The organism is Nocardiopsis yanglingensis (assembly GCF_045809185.1).
GTDB classification, from domain to species: domain Bacteria; phylum Pseudomonadota; class Gammaproteobacteria; order Xanthomonadales; family Xanthomonadaceae; genus Stenotrophomonas; species Stenotrophomonas yanglingensis.
This window is the reverse complement of record NZ_JBJNRH010000005.1, coordinates 23,249-44,321: the sequence shown is the minus strand read 5'-3', so window position 1 is coordinate 44,321 and position 21,073 is coordinate 23,249. Positions and strand designations below refer to the sequence as shown.

Genomic DNA, 21,073 nt, shown 5'->3' with positions numbered 1-21,073 from the left:
GGCGCGGTTCAGGGATCCAGCGGATCCATCGGGTCGATGCGAAGTGATTCGGGCGCTGGCACGAAGGTGATCGCGTACGGCGAAATGCGTGAACCGACCTTGCCGGGAACGTAGCCCAGCTCACGACGGTTGCGCTCGCTGAATCCGCTGCTGGCGACCGAATCGATATGCGATGGGCTGCTGACCACCAGTGCCGGTTGCCGCGGCGGTGCCTGCAGGGTCGCCAGCAACCGCGCTGCGTTGCGCAGGTTGGTGGTGGTGTGGCGGGCATAGGGCTCGATGAGGATCGCCTCTGCGGGAATGCCGAAGCGCGCGATCAGCGCTTCGCGCATCTGCAGGGCTTCGACGCTGCGGGTGCCGCGCGGATGCACGGCGCCGCCGGAGACGATGATGAAGGGAGCATCACCTGCGTCGTAGCGCTGTGCAGCCGCCTTCAGGCGCAGCTTGCTGCCGGCGCTGAGTGGGGTGGTCAGTTCGTCTGGGCCCTGGCCCAGCACGATGATCGATGTGTACGGATGCGCGTTCCAATCCAGCTGCCGCGCGCGCGCGAATGGCGCGGCGTTCATTCCCGCGCTGATGGGCTCGAAGCGGATCGCATCGAGGCGGTCATTGGCATCAAGCAGGCCCACCGCCACCGCGATGCTGCGATCGAATGCGGTATAGGCCGCAGCGGCGTCCACCTCGCTCATCTGCAAGGCAATGGCAACATCGCCTGCCAGGCGCGTGCTGCCCGCCGCGCCGACCGGGCCGTCGATGGCGTCGTAGCGGGGCGGCTGGCCCTGGCCATAGACGGAGAGGATGTTGTTGAGGCCCGCCAGCTCCCTTTCGACGGCTGCAGCCCGCGCCGGAACCGCGGCGCTCAACAGGCCCGCCTGCGTGGGCGTCCAGCGTGCGGCCTCGAGTGTGCAGGCAGTGGTCCGGCAGCCCGCCAGCTGCTGCATGCGTTCGGCCAGGGCGGCGCGCGCACGACCGGGCAGCGTATCAGGCTTCAACTGTACAAGGGTCGGGAACAGGCGTGCGGCCAGCGCGGCGCTGTCGCGGTCGTCAGCGGCGGCCGCAAGCGGCAGCACAGCCGTGGCCAGCAGGGCGAGGGACAAGCTCAATCGTTGGTGCATCACCAGCTCCTGCTGACCATCAGGCGGACATTGCGGCCGAACAGCGGCCGTCCATAGATTGCCTCGGCCGAACCCTGTCCGGCCAGGGCGTCGGTGCGGGTGTTGCCCTCGGTGAGCCCCTTTTCATTGGTCAGGTTGTCGCCCACCAGCTGTGCGCCCCAGTTGCCGCGCTTCCATGAAACGCCCAGGCCCAGGGTCTGGTAGGCAGGCAGCGCTGTCTGGTTGAACAGATCGACGTAGGACTTGCCGACTACGTCATAGCGCAGCCAGGTCTCGAACTGGTCCTGGCCATGCTGGAAACTGAAGGTCGGCCGCAGGTTGCCGTAGAGCTTGGGTTCCCGAACGATCTGCTTGCCGTTGACGGCGGCCGGATCGGCGCCGGAATCGTTCTGCAGGCTGTCGTACTGCGGATCGCTGACCGTGATCGAGCCGGCGATGCTGAACCAGTCCAGCGGCCGGTACATGCCATCCAGCTCGATGCCCTTGGAGACGGCGGTGCCGATGAAGGGCACCGACTGGTCATTGCGGCCGGTCGTCGGATTGAACGCCACGAACGAGGCGTTGAGCGGGTCGAACTTGGTGTAGAACGCGGTCAGGTAGAGGTAGGACCGGCCGAACCCGGCCTTCAGGCCCAGCTCGTACTGGTCCAGCTGGGTCTGCACGATGGTGGGATCGATCGAGCGCGCCACCGACGAATTGGGAACGATCTCCATGTGTGACACGCGCGCGTAGGCGCCCACCGCAGGGGTGAAATCGAAGTTCGCACCCACGGTCCAGTTGGTCGCGGTCGGGTTCAGGCGATGGTTCTGGACGACGCCGGTGAACCGGCGCGTGGTGTTGTCGGCCAGTGTATTGCGGTCGCCGAGGTCGACCTGGGCGGTCTGCTCCGCGTAGCCTTCGTAGCGGTAGCGCTCATGGCGGATGCCGGCATCAAGCTTGAAGCGATCCGTCAGCGCCCACGTGTCATTGGCGTAGACCGCGAACATGCGGGCATCGACCTTGCCGCGATTCAGGGTGGTGGTATAACGCAGCGTGCCCTTGTCGGTGACATATCCCAGCGGCGTGCCATCGTTGCCGTAGGCCACCAGATCCAGCAGGCGTGGCTTGCCGCGCATCTCCATCAGCATGTCCTGGTACAGGCTGAAAGCGGTGGTGCCGAAGAAGGCCGTGTATGCGCCGATGTTCAGATCGTGGCTGCCCCAGGCCGTTTCAAACAGCCGTGTCGCACTGAAGTCGGCCTGGCCGGAGTAGAAGTCCGAATCTGCGGCACGGTACTGGGCCGAGATCACCAGGCCGGAGTCGGCGTAGGGATCGTAGGCGCTGGTGCCATTGCTGCCGGCCAGTGCGTAGCCCATCCGCGCGACGCCGGCACCGAAGGCGCTGCGGGCCGCGCCCAGGTAGCTGTTGGCGAAGCTGCGTGCATCGACCGGGTTGGTGGTCGAGTACAGCGCGTCGAAGGTATTGCGGCCCTTGGTGTAGCCGGTTTTCAGCGAGATCGTCCAGTCGCTGGCAGTATTCTCGTACTGGAAGCCGATGTTGCCGAAGCGCATGTGCCGGCCATCGGCCAGGTCGCGGTTCATGCCCTGCAGGACACCGCCGCCATCGAGGTACTTCAGGTTGACGCTGCGCAGTGACGGCGAGTTCAGCGTGCCGTCGAAGTAGTCGATGTAGGGATCCAGTGACACGCTGGGATTACGAGGGTCGGCGACCGGGATCGGCAGGTAGAACGTATTGTGGTCGTCGACGAAGGTGCCGCTGACCTTGAACCAGCTCGTGTCGTCGAAGTAGTGCTTGATGTTGCCGCGGATCTGGCCGCCCTTGTCGTTGGGGAAGCCGTTGTCGCGGTAGCCGTCATGCTGGCGCAGGAAGCCACCGACAGCGTAGAACGTGTCCTTGCCGAGCGCGCCCGACTGGTACATCTCGCCGCGGTACAGCCCGGTATCGCCGATGGTCAGCTGCGCCTTGCCGTGGGTGTCTTCGGAACCCTCAGCGAGGATGTTGTTGACGATGGCACCACCACTGCTGGCATAGATCGGCGCCGGCCCGCCGCGCACGATCTCCACCCGCTGGTTCATCACGTCGAACCGGTTCATGCCGTCGCCGGAATTGAAGAAGTGGCCATCCAGTTCCTGGTAGAGCGGCAGGCCATCCTGCTGGAAGGCGATGAAGCCACGATCGGTGGGAATGCCACGCAGCCGGGTGATGTTCTGTACTTCGCCACCGGTGGCCTCGACATGGATGCCGGGAACCGAGCCGAGCAGGTCGGCGTAGCTTTTCGGCGCGAGCTTCTGCACATCCTCGCGGCTGAGTGAGTTGACGGCGAAGGACGCATCGAAACGACGCTGGGTGCGTGCCGCACCGGTGACCACCACCGCATCCAGTGTTGCAGCGTCGGCGCTGTCCTTGTTCTGGACGGGGGCGTCCTGCGCAGACGCGCTGCCGTGCAGGGAGATCAGGGCCAGGGAGATGCCCAGGACCAGGGGGCTGATGTTCATCGGAGGGCGGCCATGCAGGGAAGGGGGACCGCTGCACGGTAGGTCCGGCCGATGACGGAATTGTTTACTTCGGCGGAAATAAACAATTAAACGATGGCGTCGGCGCCGAGCTGATGGATCGGCAGCAGGGCCGCGCCCACCGATACAGCGGCCCCGCCCAGCCGTGATACATGCACCTGCGGCAGGCGCAGGCTGTCCAGCGCACTGCTCCAGCGTGCAGGCTGCTGCAGGTGTTGCCCCAACGCTTCCAGTACCCGCCGCGGCAGTGAGCCGGACAGGATCACGGCGCCAGGATCGAGCCATGCCACACCGGTATTGGCTGCCGCGCCCAGCTGGTTGCCCGCGCGTTCGGCCCAGGCATTGATGGTGTCGGCGTGGGTGTCCAGGCAGGCCTCCAGTTCGAACAGCGATGGAATCCCAGCGCCGGCGTCGCGCAACGTGGCCAGCAGGTCGATGCCCGAGGGGCGCGGCGCGTCCATGCGGAACAGGCGGCCGATGTCGCCGGCATTGCCGAATTCACCGCGCATCACATCACGTCGATGGATCACACCACCGCCCACGCCGTGGCCGACATACAGCAGCAGCGCCGACGCGCACTCGCGGATCAGTCCGCTGTCGTAGTACTCCGCCAGCGCCGCCAGGGTCGCATCGTTCTCCACCCAGACCGGGAAACCGAAGTAATCTTCGAAGAACTGGTCGTTGTCGATATCGCGCCAACCGTGCAGCCAGTCCACCGCGTGCCTGCGCGCAGGACCGGTTTCGACCACGGGCCCGGGAACCGCCACGCCAAGGCCAAGGAAGCGCGCGCGCATGAGCCCGGTGCGGCTGGTAAGGCTGCGCAGGCGCTGGTCCACACGATGAACGAAATCGAGGGGATCTGCGCTGTCGAATGCGGTTGCGTCGCGGGCGATGACCTGGCCGGCGAAATCCACCAGCGCGATCTCCAGCCAACCGGGATGCACCGTGGCACCGGCGGCATAGCCGCCCCTACCGGACAGCGCCAGTGGCACCGAGGGTCGGCCGCGCTGGCCATCGGACAGTTGTCCCTGTTCCTCGATCACTTCCAGCATCAGCAGTTCGCGCGCCAGGCGGGTCAACGCGCCGTTGTGCATGCCCAGCTGGTGGGCGATGGTGATACGGGGAACCGCGCCCATCGTGCGCAACAGCCAGATGATGCGCTTGTGGTCGGCATCCAGCGCGATCAGCGGTTTGCGGCGCAGCCGCGATGTGGGAGCCAGGTTCATGGGTGCAGGCCCTCGGTACGCGGCAGCGCGACTGGCCAGGCCAATGCGGCCAGCGACAGCAGGCTGCCGACGGCAACCAGCGAGACCAGTGCGGCAGAGGTCCCCGGATCACCGGCCTGTATGCCGGGCAGCAGCTGGCCCAGCAGCAATGAGGAGGCGGCAATGGACAGTTTCATGGTTCCAGTGAGCAGGGCAAAACAGCTCAGGTCATCCTCACGTCCGCTGCGGGCGGCATGGCGACGGGCGATCAGCGCGGTGCGCCGCCACAGCACCAGGCCGACACTGGCCACCGCCGCCCCATGGGCAGCGGCACACGCAATCGCTACAGGCAGGGAGGGCTTGGCCTGGTAAACGCAGACGGCAGCGATGGCCAGCACCGACATCAGCGCGATCAGGCCTGTCTCGCTGCACAGTGGGGGGCGCAGGCGCAGATGGAGCCAAGGCGCGACTACCATGCCCGCGACCATGGCGAAGGTCAGCGCTGCGCCCTGGTCGGCAAAGGGAAACAAGCGCCCGGCCAGGCCCACCAGTGCCGTTTCTGCCGCTGCAGCCAGCAGAACCGGCAGCAGTGCCGGCAGCGGCAGGGCGCCGGCAACGGGCCTGCTGGTTGTGGCGGGCCGTGCGGGCGTGGCGATGCAGGCCAGGGGAAGCGCGGCGGCCGCGATCAGGATGCCGATGATCATGCAGATCAGCAGCGCGCTGCCACTGCCTGCAGATTCAGGTGCACCGACCACGCCGAACAGTGCTGCAGCGATGCACAGCTTGGAGATCGGTACCACTACCGCGCGGGCAGAAACGTAGCGCATGGCCTCGTTCTCGTCGCGGGGCAACAGCGAAGTCAGTGCATTCTGGGCCACGTCGTAAACCGCGTAGCACGTACGGAACAACAGCGAGGCGGCCAGCAGCGGCAGGAAGGCCGGTTCGGTCGCGGTGCTCGGGCTGAACAGCAGGCAGGCGCTGGCCGCAGTACCGAGGCCGCCGACCAGCTGCAGGCGCAAGGCGAGGCGACGCTGGTCGTGCAGGCGCGTGAACACGGCGGCCAACAGCAGATCGAGCACGCTGCTGTAGGCCAGTGAGATGGCCAGCAGCTGGCCGGTGTGGTCAGCCGGCAGTCCCAGCCGGACGTGCAGGTAGTAGCCCAGCGCCAGGTCCACGAACGACCAGGACAGAGTGCGGGCGAAGTGGCCGGCGGCATAGAGCTGCCGCGGCGATGGCTGCGCGTTCAACGCTGTTTTGGGGGGAGGAGGCCGGAGATCCGGGATCGTTCTACTACCCCTGTGTGACAGCGGCCTGACATGGCGCGTGGTCGGCCATTCAGCGAGTGGCTTGCACCACAGGCCTTGGGCGCGCAGCATTCGTCGTGCTGCGCCCCACAACGCCTCACGCAGAGTCTTCTTCACAGGAACGGAGCAATGTATGAAGCTGTTGTCCGCTGTGTTGTTGTCTGCGCTTTCACTTCCCGCCGTTCCGGCGCTGGCAGTGGAAGCTTCGCCCTCACCGCTGCTGGGGCGCTGGTCGCTGGATATCGCCACCTCGGCGCTACCCGAGGCGCAGCGCCCGAAGCAGGTGGTGCTGGAGTTCAAGGACGCCGGTGCCGGGCGTTGGAGTTCATACGTGGACATCGTCCTGCACGACGGCAAGACCATGAAGTCCGACGGCACGCTGGCGCTGGACGGTACGCCGGGCGCCCTGTCCGGCACCTATGGCGCGGACAAGGCCAACCTGAAACTGCCAGCGCCGAACACCCTGGTGATGCAGCTGGTGGACCACGGCACGCCGGCCTCCACCCGTATCTATACCGTGGCGGCTGACCGCTCGACGATGACCGAGACCAAGGCGTTCTACGGCCACGACGGTACACCGATCCTGCAGACCAATCTGTTCAAGCGGATGCCCTAGCGTTGCCGCCGGCACCACGCCCGCAGTACGGGTGTGGTGAATGCCGCAGCCTTACACCGCGGTCGGATCGCGCTTGCCGGTGTCGATGCCGTACTTGTCGATGGCTTCCTGCATCCGCGAGCGCTCGATGCGCCCTTCGTCGGCCAGCGACTTCAGGGCGGCCAGCACGATGAAGTGACGATCCACTTCGAAGAACGTGCGCAGCGACTCACGCGTGTCAGAGCGGCCGAAGCCATCGGTACCGAGTGCGATGAAGCGCCGGTCGTTGATGAAGGGACGGATCTGGTCGCCGACGATCTTCATGTAGTCGGTGGCCACCACCACCGGGCCGTCGTGGCCCTGCAGGCACTGCTGCACGTAGGGTACGCGCGGCTCCTCGGCCGGATGCAGCAGGTTCCAGCGTTCGGCGGCCAGGCCGTCGCGGCGCAGTTCGGTCAGGCTGGTCGCGCTCCACACATCGCTGGCGACGCCGAAGTCCTGCTGCAGCAGTTCCGCCGCGGCTTCCACTTCGCGCAGGATTGAGCCGCTGCCCATCAGCTGCACGCGTGGCTGCGAGGCGGCATCGGCGGCTGCCGGGTGCAGCAGGTACAGGCCCTTCAGGATGCCAGCCTCGGCGCCCTCGGGGAGTGCCGGCTGCGGGTAGTTCTCGTTGAGCACGGTGATGTAGTAGTAGATGTCTTCCTGCTCGACGTACATGCGGCGCAGGCCGTCGTGGATGATCACCGCGAGCTCGTAGTTGTAGGTCGGGTCGTAGGACACGCAGCTCGGGATCACCGACGACAGCACGTGGCTGTGGCCGTCATCGTGCTGCAGGCCTTCGCCCATCAGCGTGGTGCGGCCGGAGGTGGCACCGAGCAGGAAGCCGCGGGTACGCGCATCGGCGGCGGCCCAGGCCAGGTCACCGACGCGCTGCAGGCCGAACATCGAGTAGAAGATGTAGAACGGGATCGTCGCCAGTCCGTGGTTGCTGTAGGCGGTGCCGGCGGCGATCCACGAACAGATCGCGCCGGATTCGTTGATGCCTTCCTGCAGGATCTGGCCGTCCTTGGCTTCCTTGTAGTAGCTCAGCTGGCCGGCATCCTGTGGGGTGTACAGCTGGCCCAGGTACGAATGGATGCCGATCTGGCGGAACAGGCCTTCCATGCCGAAGGTGCGCGACTCATCGGGCACGATCGGAATCACCAGCTTGCCCAGTTCCGGGTCCTTCAGCAGGCTGGTGAGGATGCGCACGAAGCCCATGGTGGTGGACTGGCCGCGATCGCCGCTGCCCTGCAGCTGGGTGTTGAAGATCGACAGCGGCGGCAGCGGCAGCGGATCGACCTTGGCCAGGCGCGCCGGCAGCTGCCCACCCTGGATGCGGCGGCGCTCGGCGAAGTAGGCCGCCTCGGCGCTGCCCGGTTCCGGGCGCAGATAGGGCATCTCCTCCAGCTGTTCGTCGCTGACCGGCAGGTTGAAACGGTCGCGGAAGGCGCGCACCGCATCGGCGCTCATCTTCTTCAACTGGTGGTTGATGTTCTGGCCTTCACCGGCTTCACCCATGCCGAAACCCTTGACCGTCTTGGCCAGGATCACGGTCGGCCGGCCGCTGGTGTTCACTGCCTGCTGGTAGGCGGCGAACACCTTCTGCGGATCATGGCCGCCACGCGCCAGCGCCCAGATGTCGTCGTCGCTCATGTGCGCGACCAGCTCCAGCAGCTCGGGATAGCGGCCGAAGAAGTGCTCGCGTACGTAGGCACCGTTCTGCGACTTGAAGGTCTGGTAGTCGCCGTCCACGCATTCCATCATGCGCTGGCGCAGCAGGCCGCTGTGGTCGCGGGCGAGCAGGTCGTCCCAGCCGCTGCCCCAGATCAGCTTGATCACGTTCCAGCCGGCCGCTCGGAAGGTGCCTTCCAGTTCCTGGATGACCTTGGCGTTGCCACGCACCGGACCGTCCAGGCGCTGCAGGTTGCAGTTGACCACGAACACGATGTTGTCCAGCCGCTCGCGACCGGCCAGGGAAATTGCCGCCAGCGATTCGGGCTGATCCATCTCGCCGTCGCCGAGGAAGGCCCAGACCTTGCGGCCCTGGTGTTCTTTCAGACCGCGATACTCAAGGTAACGCATGTAGCGCGCCTGGTAGGCGGCGGTCAGCGGGCCCAGCCCCATCGACACGGTGGGGAACTGCCAGAACTCCGGCATCAATCGCGGGTGTGGATACGAGGACAGGCCTTCGCGACCGGCTTCGCGGCGGAAGTTGTCCATGCGCGCCGGATCGATGCGGCCTTCCACGTACGCGCGGCCATAGATGCCCGGCGCGGAGTGGCCCTGAATGTAGATCATGTCGCCGTCGAAGGTGTCGGTACGGCCACGGAAGAAATGATCGAAGCCCACGTCGTACAGCACTGCCGCCGACTGGTAGGTGGCGATGTGGCCGCCGACGTTGGAATGCTTGCCGGCACGCAGCACCATCACCATCGCGTTCCAGCGGATCATCGCATTCAGGCGGCGCTCGATGGCCAGGTCACCCGGGTAGGCCGGCTGGCGCTCGGGCGGGATGGTGTTGACGTAGGCGGTCCAGGCACGGGTATGCAGGTCGCCATGCTGCTGGGCGTCCAGCTCGCTCAGCTGGTCGATCAGGTAGTGCGCGCGCGGCCGGCCACCGGCCTGCATCACCGCCTCCAGCGATTCACGCCACTCGCGGGTTTCCAGCGGGTCGGTATCGAAGGGGATCAGGGCTTGGTTCATGACTGTCTCCAGAGGGCGCCGGTCGGACTTCTGCCTGGGCGACAACACCGGCAGGGCGCACAGCACTGGAGCGGGGTCGCAACGGCGGGGCCGTGACGCGAAGGGCGACCGTGGCGGTCACCGAGAGGACAAGCGTAGGCCCGCCCCCCCGGCTTCGAAAGGCGGGCAGGGCTTGGGTCTCTGGCAAGCAAGGGTTGGCACGGCGCGCCGTATCATGGGCGGGCGTGCTGGGTGCGGCCGCTGGTCAGGCCGGGGACAGGCCCGGGAAGAACATCGGGATGATCGCCACACCAACGCCCAGCAGGCACCAGGCCACAACCGGCAGCCAACCTGCGAGCTGCTGGCAGCGTTCCGGCAAGCGGCGTCCTCCAATCCACAGCAGCAGGGTGAGCAGGCCGAGCGCGTAGGCGAGGGCGACAACCACCGGATGCACGTGGACGACCCGGCTGGGCGGCCACATCTGCTGCTGGTAGGCGGTGGTATGCGCGACCAGCAGCAGGAACAGCAGGCTGCTGAGAGTATTGATGGCGGTGCGGGAGTTCATTGCGGGGCACTCCTTGTGCCGGCTGCCGGAAACTGCAGGGGCGGCATTCTAGCGGCTGCGTGCCGGCAGTTGAAACGCCACTGTCATCGATGGCCGTCACCCTGCGGGGCTTTCCAGCCTCGGGGTGGTTGGCCGGCCGTGAACAGCGTGAGGATCTGGGAGAAGAGCTATGCGCTGCGGCGGCGGCTGCTGCGCGGCTTCTTCCTGCGCCGTGGTTCTGCCAGCGAAGATGCCGAGGATCTGGCGCAGGAGGTTTACCTGCGTCTGCTGCGCAGCACCGGTGAGCACGCCGACGCGGTCGAGAACCCGGAAGCCTACCTGTTCACCGTGGCGGCCAACCTGGCACGCGAGCACGCGCGCGCGCGTTCGTCGCTGCCGCCGCTGGAAGACGTTGATCTGCTTGCGGAAGTGCTGAAAAGCGAAGAAGACATCGAAGGCGAGTTCGAGCGCGCACAGCGCTGGAACGATATCCGCACCACCATCGCACGACAGCCGGCGACCACGCGACGGGTGATGGAGCTGCACTACCGCGACGGGCTGGATTGCCCGGCAATCAGCCAGCAGCTGCAGGTGTCGGTGCACATGGTGCGCAAGCACATCGGCAAGGGGCTGGAGGCCTGCAGGAAGGCGCTGGGCGCCAGGGAGCACACATGAACCGGAACGCATCGCCCGTGGCCGACGATACGATCGCCTGCGAGGCCATGGACTGGTTCCTGCGCAATCGCGAGGGAGTGCTGGACGAGGCCGGGCGGATTTCGTTCCTGGACTGGATGAAGCGCTCGCCCGAACACGTGCGCGCCTATATGCACGCCCTCGCGCTGCACCGGCAGGTCGGGGAGGCACTGCAATCGCCATTGCCTGAAGAGGCGCCGGTGCCGCAACGGCAGGCGGCCGCCAAGGTGGTGCCGCTGTTCGGTAGCGCACCGGCCGCGCCGCGCGCTGCGCCGCGGCGCGGCCGCGCGCGCTGGTGGGCGCTGGCTGCCGCAGCCTGTGTCGCCCTGCTCGGCGTGGGCCTGGTTCCGCAGCTGATGCCCACCGAACAGCTGTACAGCGCCGACCATGGTGAACTGCGTGACCTGGTGCTGCCCGACCGGACACAGGTACGGCTCAATGCGGACAGCCGACTGCGGGTACGCATGGGCTGGTTCAGCCGCAAGGCGGAACTGCTGCAGGGCGAGGCGACGTTCGACATCGCACGCGATCGGCGCCCGTTCGAAGTGCAGGTGAACGGGTTGCAGATCCGCGATATCGGCACGGTGTTCGATGTGTCCCGACGGTTGCAGGGTACGCGCATCGGCGTGGTTTCCGGCGAGGTGGAAGTATGGAGCCAGGGCACGGACGCGCGGCGCCTTGCACAGCTGGGCGAAGGCCGGGTCGTGCAGGTCGACGCGCGCAGTCATGCCGTGGAGTCGCTGGATGTGCCGCTGTCGATGCTGCTGGACTGGCAGCAACGCAAGGTGTCGTTCCTGGACGAGCGACTGGATGAGGTGGCTGCCGCCTTCAACCGGCACAACCAGGTGCAGGTGCGGGTGCTGGATGAAGGCGCGGCGTCGGCGCGGTTGTCCGGCAGCCTGGACGCGCATCGCATCGGCGCACTGCAGGCCTTCCTCGAGCGCGATCCACGCTTTGTCGTCCGTCGCGAAGGCGACACGGTGCGGGTCGGCAGTCGCTGAAGGCGACGTGGCCGCGCACTGTCAAAAAAGATTCATCGAATCCGCGTTCTCCACTTCGGTGGAAGCGGGCTCTTACTTGGGAGAAGCCGCTGACGATCCGCACAGCGGCACCTGCTGCATTCTCTCTTTCAAGGACCCGTGATGCGCAACACGCTCTACCTGTCGATCATCCTCGCCCTGTCTCCCTGCAGCGTTCCGCTGGCGTCTGCGGCTACCGTCGATGGCCTGGAGGCCCGCGTGTCGGCGCCGATCGCGGCGCAGCCGCTGGCGCGTGCGCTGGAACAGTTGTCGCGCAGTTCCGGCGTGCAGTTCCTGTACTCGGGCGGCGGTGAAGCGCACGTGGCCGGGGCGGTGCCGCGGGGTGCCACCGTCAAGCAGGCACTGGACGCGCTGCTGGCAGGGACCGGCCTGGGCTACACCGTGATGGATGGCAACGTCATCGCCATCGATCCGGCGCCCGCACGCAACGAACCGAAGCCGGCCGCGCCGAAGCCGCGCGAGGCCGAGGCGGTGGTGGCGCCGACCCTGGGCACGGTGAAGGTGATTGCCGCGCATGAGGTGATCGACCAGAAGAAGACCTCGCCGGTGATCAAGGATTCGGTGGTCTACGACGAGATGGACAGCTATGGCGACGAAACCCTGGCCGAAAGCCTGATGGCCGCGCCGGGCCTGAGTGCGGTGGAGGATGCCGGTGAGCCCCGTTACGTGACCGTGCGCGGCGTACAGGCCAACCTCAACTACACCACCATCGATGGCATCGCGATTGCCAGCGTGGGTGGCAGTGGCTCCGGCGAGCGCATGAACAACCTGCAGCTGATTCCCAGCGACATCGGCACCCGCACCGACATCTACAAGAGCTTCAGCGCCGAGCAGGCGCCGGACGCGATCGGCGGCGTGATCGACATCATCAGCCGCAGCGCCTTCGACCGTTCCGGAAAGTACGTGTTTGCCGACGTGGCCGGTATCTACTCCACGGCCGAGACCAATGTCGAGCGCAGCGCCGGTGGCAACCACGAGACCCTGGGGCACTTCGGCAAGAGCGCCAAGATGGTGTTCTCCAACCAGTTTGGTGCCGACCAGGAATTCGGCATCGTCGCGGTGGCGCGTTATGAGCAGCGTTCGCGCAACAGCGTCAAGCGCTGGGTGGAGTCGAACTACTACTACAACGACGCCGGCAAGTACCTCACCGACGGCACCACCGGGCCGGACGAGGCCAAGGGCTGGAACGGGCTGCGTGCGCCCGGCAATTTCAGCACCGGCACCTACACCAACTTCATCACCAACTTCGGTGGCTCGGCCAAGCTGGAATGGAAGCCGTCGAACGATCCGTTCTACGCGTCGCTGCTGCTGTACTCGTACCGGTTCTACGAGAACTCGACGATGAACAAGACCGATCTGTACGGCAACGCCAAATTTCCGATCCGCAACCAGACCGAAGACAGCGGCACCACCCAGATCAACAGCATCTACATCAAGAACCGGCACGACCGCTGGGACCGCAGCAACCGCGGCGCCATCGCCAGCTTCAACTGGGATATCGGTGACCGCTCGCGGCTGACCCTGCGCGGTGGCCACACCGAAGAGACCTTCCACAACAGCCAGGTCTACTGGGGGGTACGCGCCTACCCGAGCAACCTGTTCGTCGACTACGAGAATGACAGCCACGGCTTTCCCAATGCAGTGGCGGTATCCGATTCCAGCCTGCTGACCAGCTCGGCGTTCAAGCTCAACCCGGCACAGGCCTATGTCTCGCCGCGGGATGCCAAGGAGAGCATCGACAACCTGCGCGCCGACTTCAGCTACAACATCGACGCCGACGCGCGTGGCTTCGGCCTGGCCGCCGGTGCCGAGTACCGTCACCTGAAGATCTGGCAGGACATCGACTTCGACTACTACAAGAGCAGTGCGACGCTCAACGATTACCTGTACCCGGGTTCAACCCTGCTGGGCAGCGTGCCGGGCTTCCCGCTGATCGACAACCGCAAGTGGAACGAGGAGCTGGCGCCGACGCTGGGCAGCAACAACGCGGCCTATCCGAATGCCAACTTCACCAGTGACTACAAGTACGTGGAGGACATCACCAATGCCTATGCATCCGCGCACTACGCCTGGGACCGGTTGCTGCTGATCGGTGGCCTGCGCTACGACCACACCCGCTTCGATGCGTACAGCCCGTTCAGCGACGATGGCGGCACCACCTATACGTCTGCCTTCCGCAAGACGAGCGGCGGCTACAACAACCTGCTGCCGTCCTTGAATGCGACGTTCAAGCTCACCGAGGACCAGCGCCTGCGCTTCTCCGCCAGCCGAACGCTGGGCCGGCCGACGCCAAGCAACATCGCCCAGGCCACCACCACCAGCTGTGGCGATGACGAGGAGGGCAGGGGCTTCTGCACCATCAAGCAGGGCAACGCCAACCTGCAGCCGCGGCGCTCCACCAACATCGACCTGGCGTGGGACCTGTACTTCAACGGCAACAACGGCCTGGTCTCGATCGCGCTGTTCGACAAGGTGATCAAGGACGACATCTACACCCTGACCACCTTCGAGAACGTGGGTGACACGCGCTACCGGGTCACCCAGCCGATGAACACCGATGAGTCCAGGCTGCGCGGTGTCGAGTTCGCGGTGGCCAACCGCAACCTGCAATGGGGCCGCCAGCGCTTCGACATGTACTTCAACGCCACGCGGCTGGAGGGCCAGACCAACTACCGCATCAGTGATGGTACCGAGCGTCGCCTGGACCGTCTGCTGTACCAGCCGGACTGGTCGCTCAACGGCTCGGTGATCTGGCGCATGCCGTGGAAGAGTGCGCAGCTGCGCCTGTCCGGCACCTACCGCAGCCGGATGCTGGTCGACTTTGGTGATACCCAATGGCTGGATTCCTACTACGACCCGTACATGACCTTCAACATGGCCTTCAGCCACAAGGTCAGCAGGCACGTGACGCTGAAGTACGAGGCCAAGAACCTGTTCAACACGCAGCCGACCTACAGCACCGGTCCGAACGGGCGCTTCCGTACCGAGATCGACGACTACGGCCGCTTCTTCTACTTCCACATCATCTACAACTGAGGGCGCAGCCGTGGATACGATCAATCGCAGGCGATTCCTGGCCCTGGCCGGCCTGTCCGCTGCTGGCGCCTGGATGGGCACGGCGCACGCGCTGGCCGCACAGACCGATGCCACCGCGCTGAACCCGCGCAACCTGCTGGCCTCGCCGCGGTTCGCCAGCACGCCGTTTACCCTGGGCGTGGCCTCGGGCGATCCTTCGGCCGATGGCATGGTGCTGTGGACACGGCTGGCGACCGAGCCGCTGGTGTTCGGTGGCGGCATGCCGACCCGGCCGATGGTGGTCGAGTGGCAACTGGCAGCAGACGATGGCATGCGCAAGGTGGTACGCCAGGGTTCGGCAATGGCGCATCCCGAACTCGGCCACGCCGTGCACGTGGAGCTGGACGGATTGGCGCCCGGACGGCCCTACTGGTATCGCTTCACCGTAGGCGGGCACGCCAGTACGGTCGGTTGCACACGCACGTTGCCCGCAGCCACAGCCGCGGTGGATCGCGTGCGCTTTGCGGTGGCCGGTTGCCAGCACTACGAAGAAGGTCACTACACCGCGTGGCGGCGCATTGCCGAGGAGCCGCTGGATTTCGTCTTCCACTACGGTGATTACATCTACGAAGGCGAAAGCCAGCCAGGCCTGCGGAAGATGAACGGTCAGCCGTTCACCAACCTGCGTAACCATGTGGGGCCGCAGACCTACACGCTGGACGACTACCGCCGCCGCTACGCCCAGTACAAGAGCGATGCCGACCTGCAGGCCGCACATGCGTCGGCACCGTGGTTCGTCACCTTCGATGACCATGAGGTGGACAACAACTGGGCCGGTGCCGAAGACCAGGACGGTACGCCCAGCGAAGTGTTCCTGCTGCGCCGCGCACAGGCGTTCCAGGCCTACTACGAGAACATGCCACTGCGCCGTTCGGCTTTCCCGCGCGATGGCCACATGCAGATGTACCGGCGCGCACGCTACGGCACGCTGATGGACCTGCACCTGCTCGACACCCGCCAGTACCGCAGCAAGCAGGTGAACATGGCGCTGCGTGAGGAGGTGGAATCGCCGGCGCGCAGCATTGTGGGTGCGAAGCAGGAGCGCTGGCTGTTCGACGGCCTGGCCGATGCCGCACCGCGCTGGCATACCATCGCCCACCAGGTGGCGCTGGGCAACTACATGCGCGAGAAGGACGGCGTGGTGCAGTCGTCCGACGACCAGTGGTCAGGCTATCTGGACAGCCGCCGGCGCCTGCTTGACCACATCCAGAAGGTGGGTTTCGGCAACGTGGTGACTGCCTGTGGCGACGCGCACCGGCATTACGCCAGCGACCTGGCGCAGGACCATCGTGATTCGGGCGTTATCTCCAGCGAGTTCCTCGCCACCTCGATCACCTCGGGCGCCGATGGCCAGGGCGTGGACGCATACGCCAGCAACCAGCTTGCGCACAGCCCTTATCTGAAGGCGACCACCGACAAGCGTGGCTATGTGCTGTGCGATGTCACCCGTGATGCATGGATCGGCGACATGAAGACGCTGGATTCCGTGATGCGGCCGAACGGTACCGTGCAGAGCTGGAAGCGCTACGCGGTGGAGCACGGCCGGCCGGGGTTGCAGGAGGCCTGAATCTACCGGTCTACCCTGTAGAGCCGAGCCCATGCTCGGCTGCTCTTCGATAGCTGACCGGAAAAGCAGCCGAGCATGGGCTCGGCTCTATAGAGATCCTTCAATCGTGTTCGAACCGCAGTGGTTCGCTGCCCATCGCCGGATCACTGGTGCCGGGGCGACCATCCTCGGCACGGCCCGCCAGGCGCAGCACACTCTCACCTGCGCTGACCTGCAGGTCATACCAGCCGGCGGTAGGCGTTGCATCCCACGCCAACGAAGTCTCTGCTTGCGCGGGCAGTGCCAGCGTCTGCTCGGGCATGTGCCCGGCATAGGCACCGGCATGCACGCGCAATTGCTGCGCGCGGTCACCCAGATTGCGCAGGTGCAGCCGCAGCTGGCCGTCCGCAGGCTCGACCGCAGCCTGCACGGCGGCTGCCTTGGCCGCTCCCTGGAAGTGGCGGTGGAAGCCGTTCGGGCCGAGCAGCCACAGGTCATAGCGGCCCTGGGCGTCCAGCGGCCAGCGCTCGCGCAGCGGCGTACCGGGCAGCAGCGTATAGCGGCGTGGCACCGCATCCAGCCGCAGCCGGTCGTAGACATGCAACACCGCCGCCGCACCTTCGCATGACAGCGCCAGATCCACACCCGAGGCGTCGATCGCAGCAATCGATGCCTGTGGCCGATAGGGCAGGGCACGCGCCGGGCGTACGCCGCTTTCCTGTTTCGCCGGCTTCAGTCCGTCCGGCAACGCCGGCACGGTGCGTCCCGGCAGGGCGGCGGCACGTGCGGCCACCGCGCTCACGTCGGGCAGGCCGCGTACGAACGGACGGGTATCGCGCTGGGCGAAGTCGAAGGCGTTGCTCAGGTCCCCGCAGACCGCGCGGCGCCACGGTGAGATGTCTGGTGCCGCCACGCCGAAGCGGCGTTCGATCAGCCGTATGACCGAGGTGTGGTCGTACACCTGCGAATCGACCCAGCCACCGCGGCTCCACGGCGAGATCACATACAGCGGCACGCGCGGGCCCAGCCCATAGGGGCGGCCGCGCAGTTCGGCGGCATCGTACTTCTCGTCGCCCGGGGCCGGATGGCGGTGGTACTCGCCCTCGGTACTGACCGAAGACGCACCTGCCCAGTCGGTGCCCATCGGTGAAGGCGGTGCTGGTGGTGGCATGTGGTCGAAGAAGCCATCGTTCTCGTCGAACATCAGCAACAGCGCTGTACGGCTCCACACCTCTGGATCGGCAGTCAGCGCATCCAGCACGCGCGCGGTATAGGCCGCGCCCTGCGCTGGGCTGGACGGGCCCGGATGCTCACTGCCGGCTGCATCGGCGATGATGAAGCTGACCTGCGGCAGGTGCCCATCGATCACGTCCTGGCGCAGCTGCGCCAGACCACGCGTGCTGACGCCGCGTGCGCGCAACTGCGGGTCATGCCCCGGCGCAGCGCGGTAGGCCTGGCGGAAAGCTTCGAAGCCGGCCAGTGGGTTGTCGGTGAAGTTGTCGGCCATGTCCTGGTAGATCTGCCAGGACACGCCCGCCTTCTGCAGGCGTTCTACATAGCTGGTCCAGCGATACGACGCCGGATGCCCGCCGTGCTCGGGGAAGTTGTCGTGCGAGTTTGCGATCACCGGGCCACCTGCACGCGCGTGTGCATCATTGTGGCCAGTCCACAGGAACACCCGGTTGGGGTTGGTGCCTGCCTGCATCGCGCAGTGGTAGGCGTCGCAGATGGTGAAGGCATCGGCCAGGGCGAACTGGAAGGGCAGGTCGCTGCGCTGGAAGTAGCCCATCGAGTGGTTCTGCTTGGCTTTCGGCCATTGCCCCATGCGTCCATGGTCCCAGGCGCGCTGCGCATCGGGCCAGGTATGCGGCGTGCCTTCCACCCGCATGTAGCCGAAGTGCGCAGCGGTATCCAGCGGGAACGGTGCGATCGCGCGCGTGCCGTTGGCATCGGGTTGCAGCCACAGGCTGCGCGTGCGGCCGCCGGCCTGCAGTGCCGGCGCGGGAGTCACGAAGCGATCGCCGAAACCCCGTACGCCCGGCAGCGTGCCGAAGTAGTGGTCGAACGAGCGGTTCTCCTGCATGAACACCACGATGTGCTGCAGGTCTTCGAGGCTGCGCGTCTGCGCGGCGGGGGCGATCGCTGCGGCCCGGGCGATGCTGGGCAGCAGCGGGGAAAGGCCAGCGGCAACGCCGGCCTGCAACAACCGGCGTCGGCCGATATCGGTCACGGGCTCACTCACAGGTCCACACGGAAGGAGATGCCGACGGTGCGCGGGGCGCCGATGAAGGCGTTGTCGCGGCCGTCCACCCCTGCAAGATACCGCTTGTCGGTCAGATTGCTCACCACCAGGTTGGCGCCCATGCCCTTCAGGCGCGGCGACAGGCCCTGCAGGTCGAAGCCGATGTTGGCGTTGAACACGGTGGCCGAAGGCAGCTTGTTGACGTTGGCGGCATCGAGGTAGCGCGTGCCCAGGTAGCGACCGGACAGTCCGAAGTTCCAGTTCTCACCCTGCCAGTCCGCCGACAGGACCAGGGTCTGTTCGGGCTGGCCGATCACCTTGGCGCCGTCGACGATGCCCAGCTGGGTATCACGTGCGGCATCGCCACTGCCCAGGTACTTGGAGCGGTTGTAGGTGTAGGCGGCGTTGAGGCGCCAGCCGTTGTCCCAGCCATAGCCGAACGCCGCTTCCAGGCCGTTGCTTTCCACGCCACCGAAGTTCTCGTAGACACCGTCGGTCTCGCCCAGGTAGTCAATGCCGCTGACGAAGCCGGCCGGCAGATAGACGATGCGGTTGTCGAACTTGATGTTGTACAGGGTGACCGAAGCGGTCAGTGGCCAGCGGCTGATGCGCATGCCCACTTCGATGTTGTCGGCGGTTTCCGGCTCGACGTTGCGGAAGCGCTGCGGGTCGGTCTCGCCGAGCACGCCGGAGGGAATGGCGGCGAAGTTCTGCGAGAAGCCAGCGAACAGCTCCATGCCTTCCACGCCGGGCGCCCAGGTGAAGCCGGTGGACAGCAGCGGATCGGACTTGGAATCGGATTTGACGTGCTCGCTGGCACCGATCACGCGGCGGCGCGACTGGTCCACGAAGAACTGCTTCACGCCCAGGCGGGCGCTGAACGGTCCGAAGCGGGCGACGTCCTCGACGTAGTACATCTGCTCGTCGACCTTGTACTTGTCCTCGAACTGCACCCAGTAAGGCTGGTGATCGAAGGCGATGTCCTGGCCAACGTTGAGCAGGCGGTGCCAGTCGCGGCGCGCCGAGCGGTCCAGCTTCTCCACCCACAGGCCGCCGCGGATCGTGTTGTCGACCGCACCGAAGGTCTGGCGCCATTCGACGTCGGCGGTCACGCCCATGCGGTCGTTGTCGTAGTGGGTGTGGCGATACGACTGCGCGCCCTGCACGTTGCCGGCATAGCAGTTCGGATCGTACTCGGCAGTGAAGCCCAGCCGTGGGCTGCAGCTGGCAAGGCGCTGCGCGGCACTGCCATCGGGATTGACGAAGAAGATCTGGCCGCGGTTGCTGCCGCCGTACACGGTCTTTCCACCGATGTACTCCGACTCGGGGCGGCCGGCACCATCATCGCTGACCTGCGCCAGGTACGGCGGCAGCCAGTCGCCACGACCTTCCATGCGGTGCCCGTAGGTGGCCACCGAGGCCTTGAAGCCGCTGCCGCCGTCGAAGGCCGCGCGCAGGTAGCCGAAGGTGTTCTCGCGCAGCGCACGCGAGCCGGAACGGTAGTTCTGGTCCAGGTAGGGAATACCGGTGAGGGTGCCGACCAGGTTGTCGCGGTCCGGATTGGTGGCGAAGCCCTTCGGCGAGACGCTGGTGTACTCGGGCTCGTCGGCATCGTTGTAGGACAGGTAGCCGGTCAGCGTCCAACGGTCCAGCTCGGTGATGAACTTGCCGGCGATGTGGTCGTTGCTGGTCTTGCCGCTGCCATCGATCCAGTCGTGCACGCGTGCCGACGAGGCACTGACCCAGGCGCGGGTGTGGCCGCCGAGCAGGCCGGTGTCGTAGCGCACGTAGTACTTGCGTGCCTCGTTGTCACCGGCGCCGACCACAAAGCGCAGACGGCTGTCCTGCAGCGGATCGCTGGTGAGGAAGTTCAGGGTACCGCCCAGGGCCTCGTTCGAGCGCGAGGAGATGTCGGCGGTGCCCTGGCTGACTTCCACCGTCTCCAGGTCCAGGGTATCGATGTAGCGGTTGGCCAGCGAACCGCCGCCGTAACCCGAGCCGCCATTGGGCAGACCGTCGATGGTGGTGCCGATCTGCTGGGTATCTCGGTTGGTCACGAAGCCGCGCATGCTGATCTGCGTGCCCCACACCGACGAGCCTGTGGCATCGGCCTCGCTGACCACCACGCCGGGCACTTCGTTGAGCGCGTCGTTGACGCTGCTCATCACGGTCTGCCGGTTCAGCGTCTCCGCGCGTACCGAGGTCTTGGCGTAGCTGGTGGCCTGGCCGATCACCTGGACCTGGTCGAGGGTGCGTGCATCGCTGCTGCGCGCTTCGCCCGTCTCGCCCTGCGGTGCTTCTGCGAGGGCGTCCAGGGCGGGGGCGATCAGCAGGGCCAGCAGCGAGACACGGGGAAAACGCGCAATCGTTCGCATCGAAACCGGACCTTCAGAGGGAGGAAACCCCGGAGTGTCGGCAGCGGCAATGACATCGGCATGACGTGGCAGCGCAGGAACGATGGCACTGTGGGGGCGGTC

The 21,073-nt window shown here is 66.2% G+C and carries 13 protein-coding genes; 5 read left to right on the top strand and 8 right to left on the bottom strand.

Annotated features, from left to right (window positions below):
- Positions 1 to 8: 8 nt before the first annotated feature.
- From ACJ7C5_RS09135 to ACJ7C5_RS09120, 4 genes are all read right to left on the bottom strand, one after another.
- Entirely contained in the window at positions 9 to 1,115 is a 1,107-nt protein-coding gene (locus ACJ7C5_RS09135; protein WP_412703713.1) for a YdcF family protein, read from the bottom strand.
- Positions 1,115 to 3,610, bottom strand: a complete 2,496-nt coding sequence (locus ACJ7C5_RS09130) for a TonB-dependent receptor (RefSeq protein ID WP_412703712.1) — start codon at positions 3,608 to 3,610, stop codon at positions 1,115 to 1,117. The genes ACJ7C5_RS09135 and ACJ7C5_RS09130 overlap by 1 nt, the downstream gene beginning before the upstream one ends.
- An 86-nt stretch (positions 3,611 to 3,696) precedes the next feature.
- Positions 3,697 to 4,854 carry an ROK family protein gene (locus tag ACJ7C5_RS09125; RefSeq protein WP_412703711.1) on the bottom strand — a complete coding sequence of 386 codons (1,158 nt, stop codon included), beginning with the start codon at positions 4,852 to 4,854 and terminating at the stop codon, positions 3,697 to 3,699.
- Positions 4,851 to 6,080: an MFS transporter gene (locus ACJ7C5_RS09120; protein ID WP_412703710.1), complete on the bottom strand. Its 1,230-nt coding sequence runs from the start codon at positions 6,078 to 6,080 to the stop codon at positions 4,851 to 4,853. Before ACJ7C5_RS09120 ends, ACJ7C5_RS09125 begins: the two co-directional genes overlap by 4 nt.
- A 190-nt stretch (positions 6,081 to 6,270) precedes the next feature.
- Between ACJ7C5_RS09120 and ACJ7C5_RS09115 the strand changes: the two genes are divergently transcribed.
- Positions 6,271 to 6,753, top strand: coding sequence for a hypothetical protein (locus ACJ7C5_RS09115; RefSeq protein WP_412703709.1), 483 nt, complete (start codon positions 6,271 to 6,273; stop codon positions 6,751 to 6,753).
- Positions 6,754 to 6,804: 51 nt separating this feature from the next.
- Here the strand turns inward: ACJ7C5_RS09115 and aceE are convergent, their stop codons facing one another.
- Positions 6,805 to 9,477, bottom strand: coding sequence for a pyruvate dehydrogenase (acetyl-transferring), homodimeric type (gene aceE, locus ACJ7C5_RS09110; protein WP_412703708.1), 2,673 nt, complete (start codon positions 9,475 to 9,477; stop codon positions 6,805 to 6,807).
- 244 nt (positions 9,478 to 9,721) lie between these two features.
- Positions 9,722 to 10,021 carry a hypothetical protein gene (locus tag ACJ7C5_RS09105; protein ID WP_412703707.1) on the bottom strand — a complete coding sequence of 100 codons (300 nt, stop codon included), beginning with the start codon at positions 10,019 to 10,021 and terminating at the stop codon, positions 9,722 to 9,724.
- 138 nt (positions 10,022 to 10,159) lie between these two features.
- On the opposite strand from ACJ7C5_RS09105, the gene ACJ7C5_RS09100 reads away from it, so the two are divergent.
- The 4 genes from ACJ7C5_RS09100 to ACJ7C5_RS09085 all read left to right on the top strand — a co-directional run bounded on the left by ACJ7C5_RS09100 (position 10,160) and on the right by ACJ7C5_RS09085 (position 16,375).
- Positions 10,160 to 10,675: an RNA polymerase sigma factor gene (locus tag ACJ7C5_RS09100; RefSeq protein ID WP_088025619.1), complete on the top strand. Its 516-nt coding sequence runs from the start codon at positions 10,160 to 10,162 to the stop codon at positions 10,673 to 10,675.
- Positions 10,672 to 11,694, top strand: coding sequence for a FecR family protein (locus tag ACJ7C5_RS09095; protein WP_412703706.1), 1,023 nt, complete (start codon positions 10,672 to 10,674; stop codon positions 11,692 to 11,694). Before ACJ7C5_RS09100 ends, ACJ7C5_RS09095 begins: the two co-directional genes overlap by 4 nt.
- A 141-nt stretch (positions 11,695 to 11,835) precedes the next feature.
- Positions 11,836 to 14,769 carry a TonB-dependent receptor gene (locus ACJ7C5_RS09090; RefSeq protein WP_412703705.1) on the top strand — a complete coding sequence of 978 codons (2,934 nt, stop codon included), beginning with the start codon at positions 11,836 to 11,838 and terminating at the stop codon, positions 14,767 to 14,769.
- 10 nt (positions 14,770 to 14,779) lie between these two features.
- Entirely contained in the window at positions 14,780 to 16,375 is a 1,596-nt protein-coding gene (locus tag ACJ7C5_RS09085) for an alkaline phosphatase D family protein (protein WP_412703704.1), read from the top strand.
- A gap of 100 nt (positions 16,376 to 16,475) precedes the next feature.
- Here ACJ7C5_RS09085 and ACJ7C5_RS09080 read toward each other — a convergent pair whose 3' ends face one another.
- Both ACJ7C5_RS09080 and ACJ7C5_RS09075 read right to left on the bottom strand, forming a co-directional pair.
- The gene (locus tag ACJ7C5_RS09080) at positions 16,476 to 18,584 is read right to left on the bottom strand and encodes a phosphocholine-specific phospholipase C (RefSeq protein ID WP_412703703.1); all 2,109 of its coding nucleotides are present in this window, start codon (positions 18,582 to 18,584) and stop codon (positions 16,476 to 16,478) included.
- 8 nt (positions 18,585 to 18,592) lie between these two features.
- Positions 18,593 to 20,971 carry a TonB-dependent receptor gene (locus ACJ7C5_RS09075; RefSeq protein WP_412703702.1) on the bottom strand — a complete coding sequence of 793 codons (2,379 nt, stop codon included), beginning with the start codon at positions 20,969 to 20,971 and terminating at the stop codon, positions 18,593 to 18,595.
- Between the last annotated feature and the right edge of the window lie 102 nt (positions 20,972 to 21,073).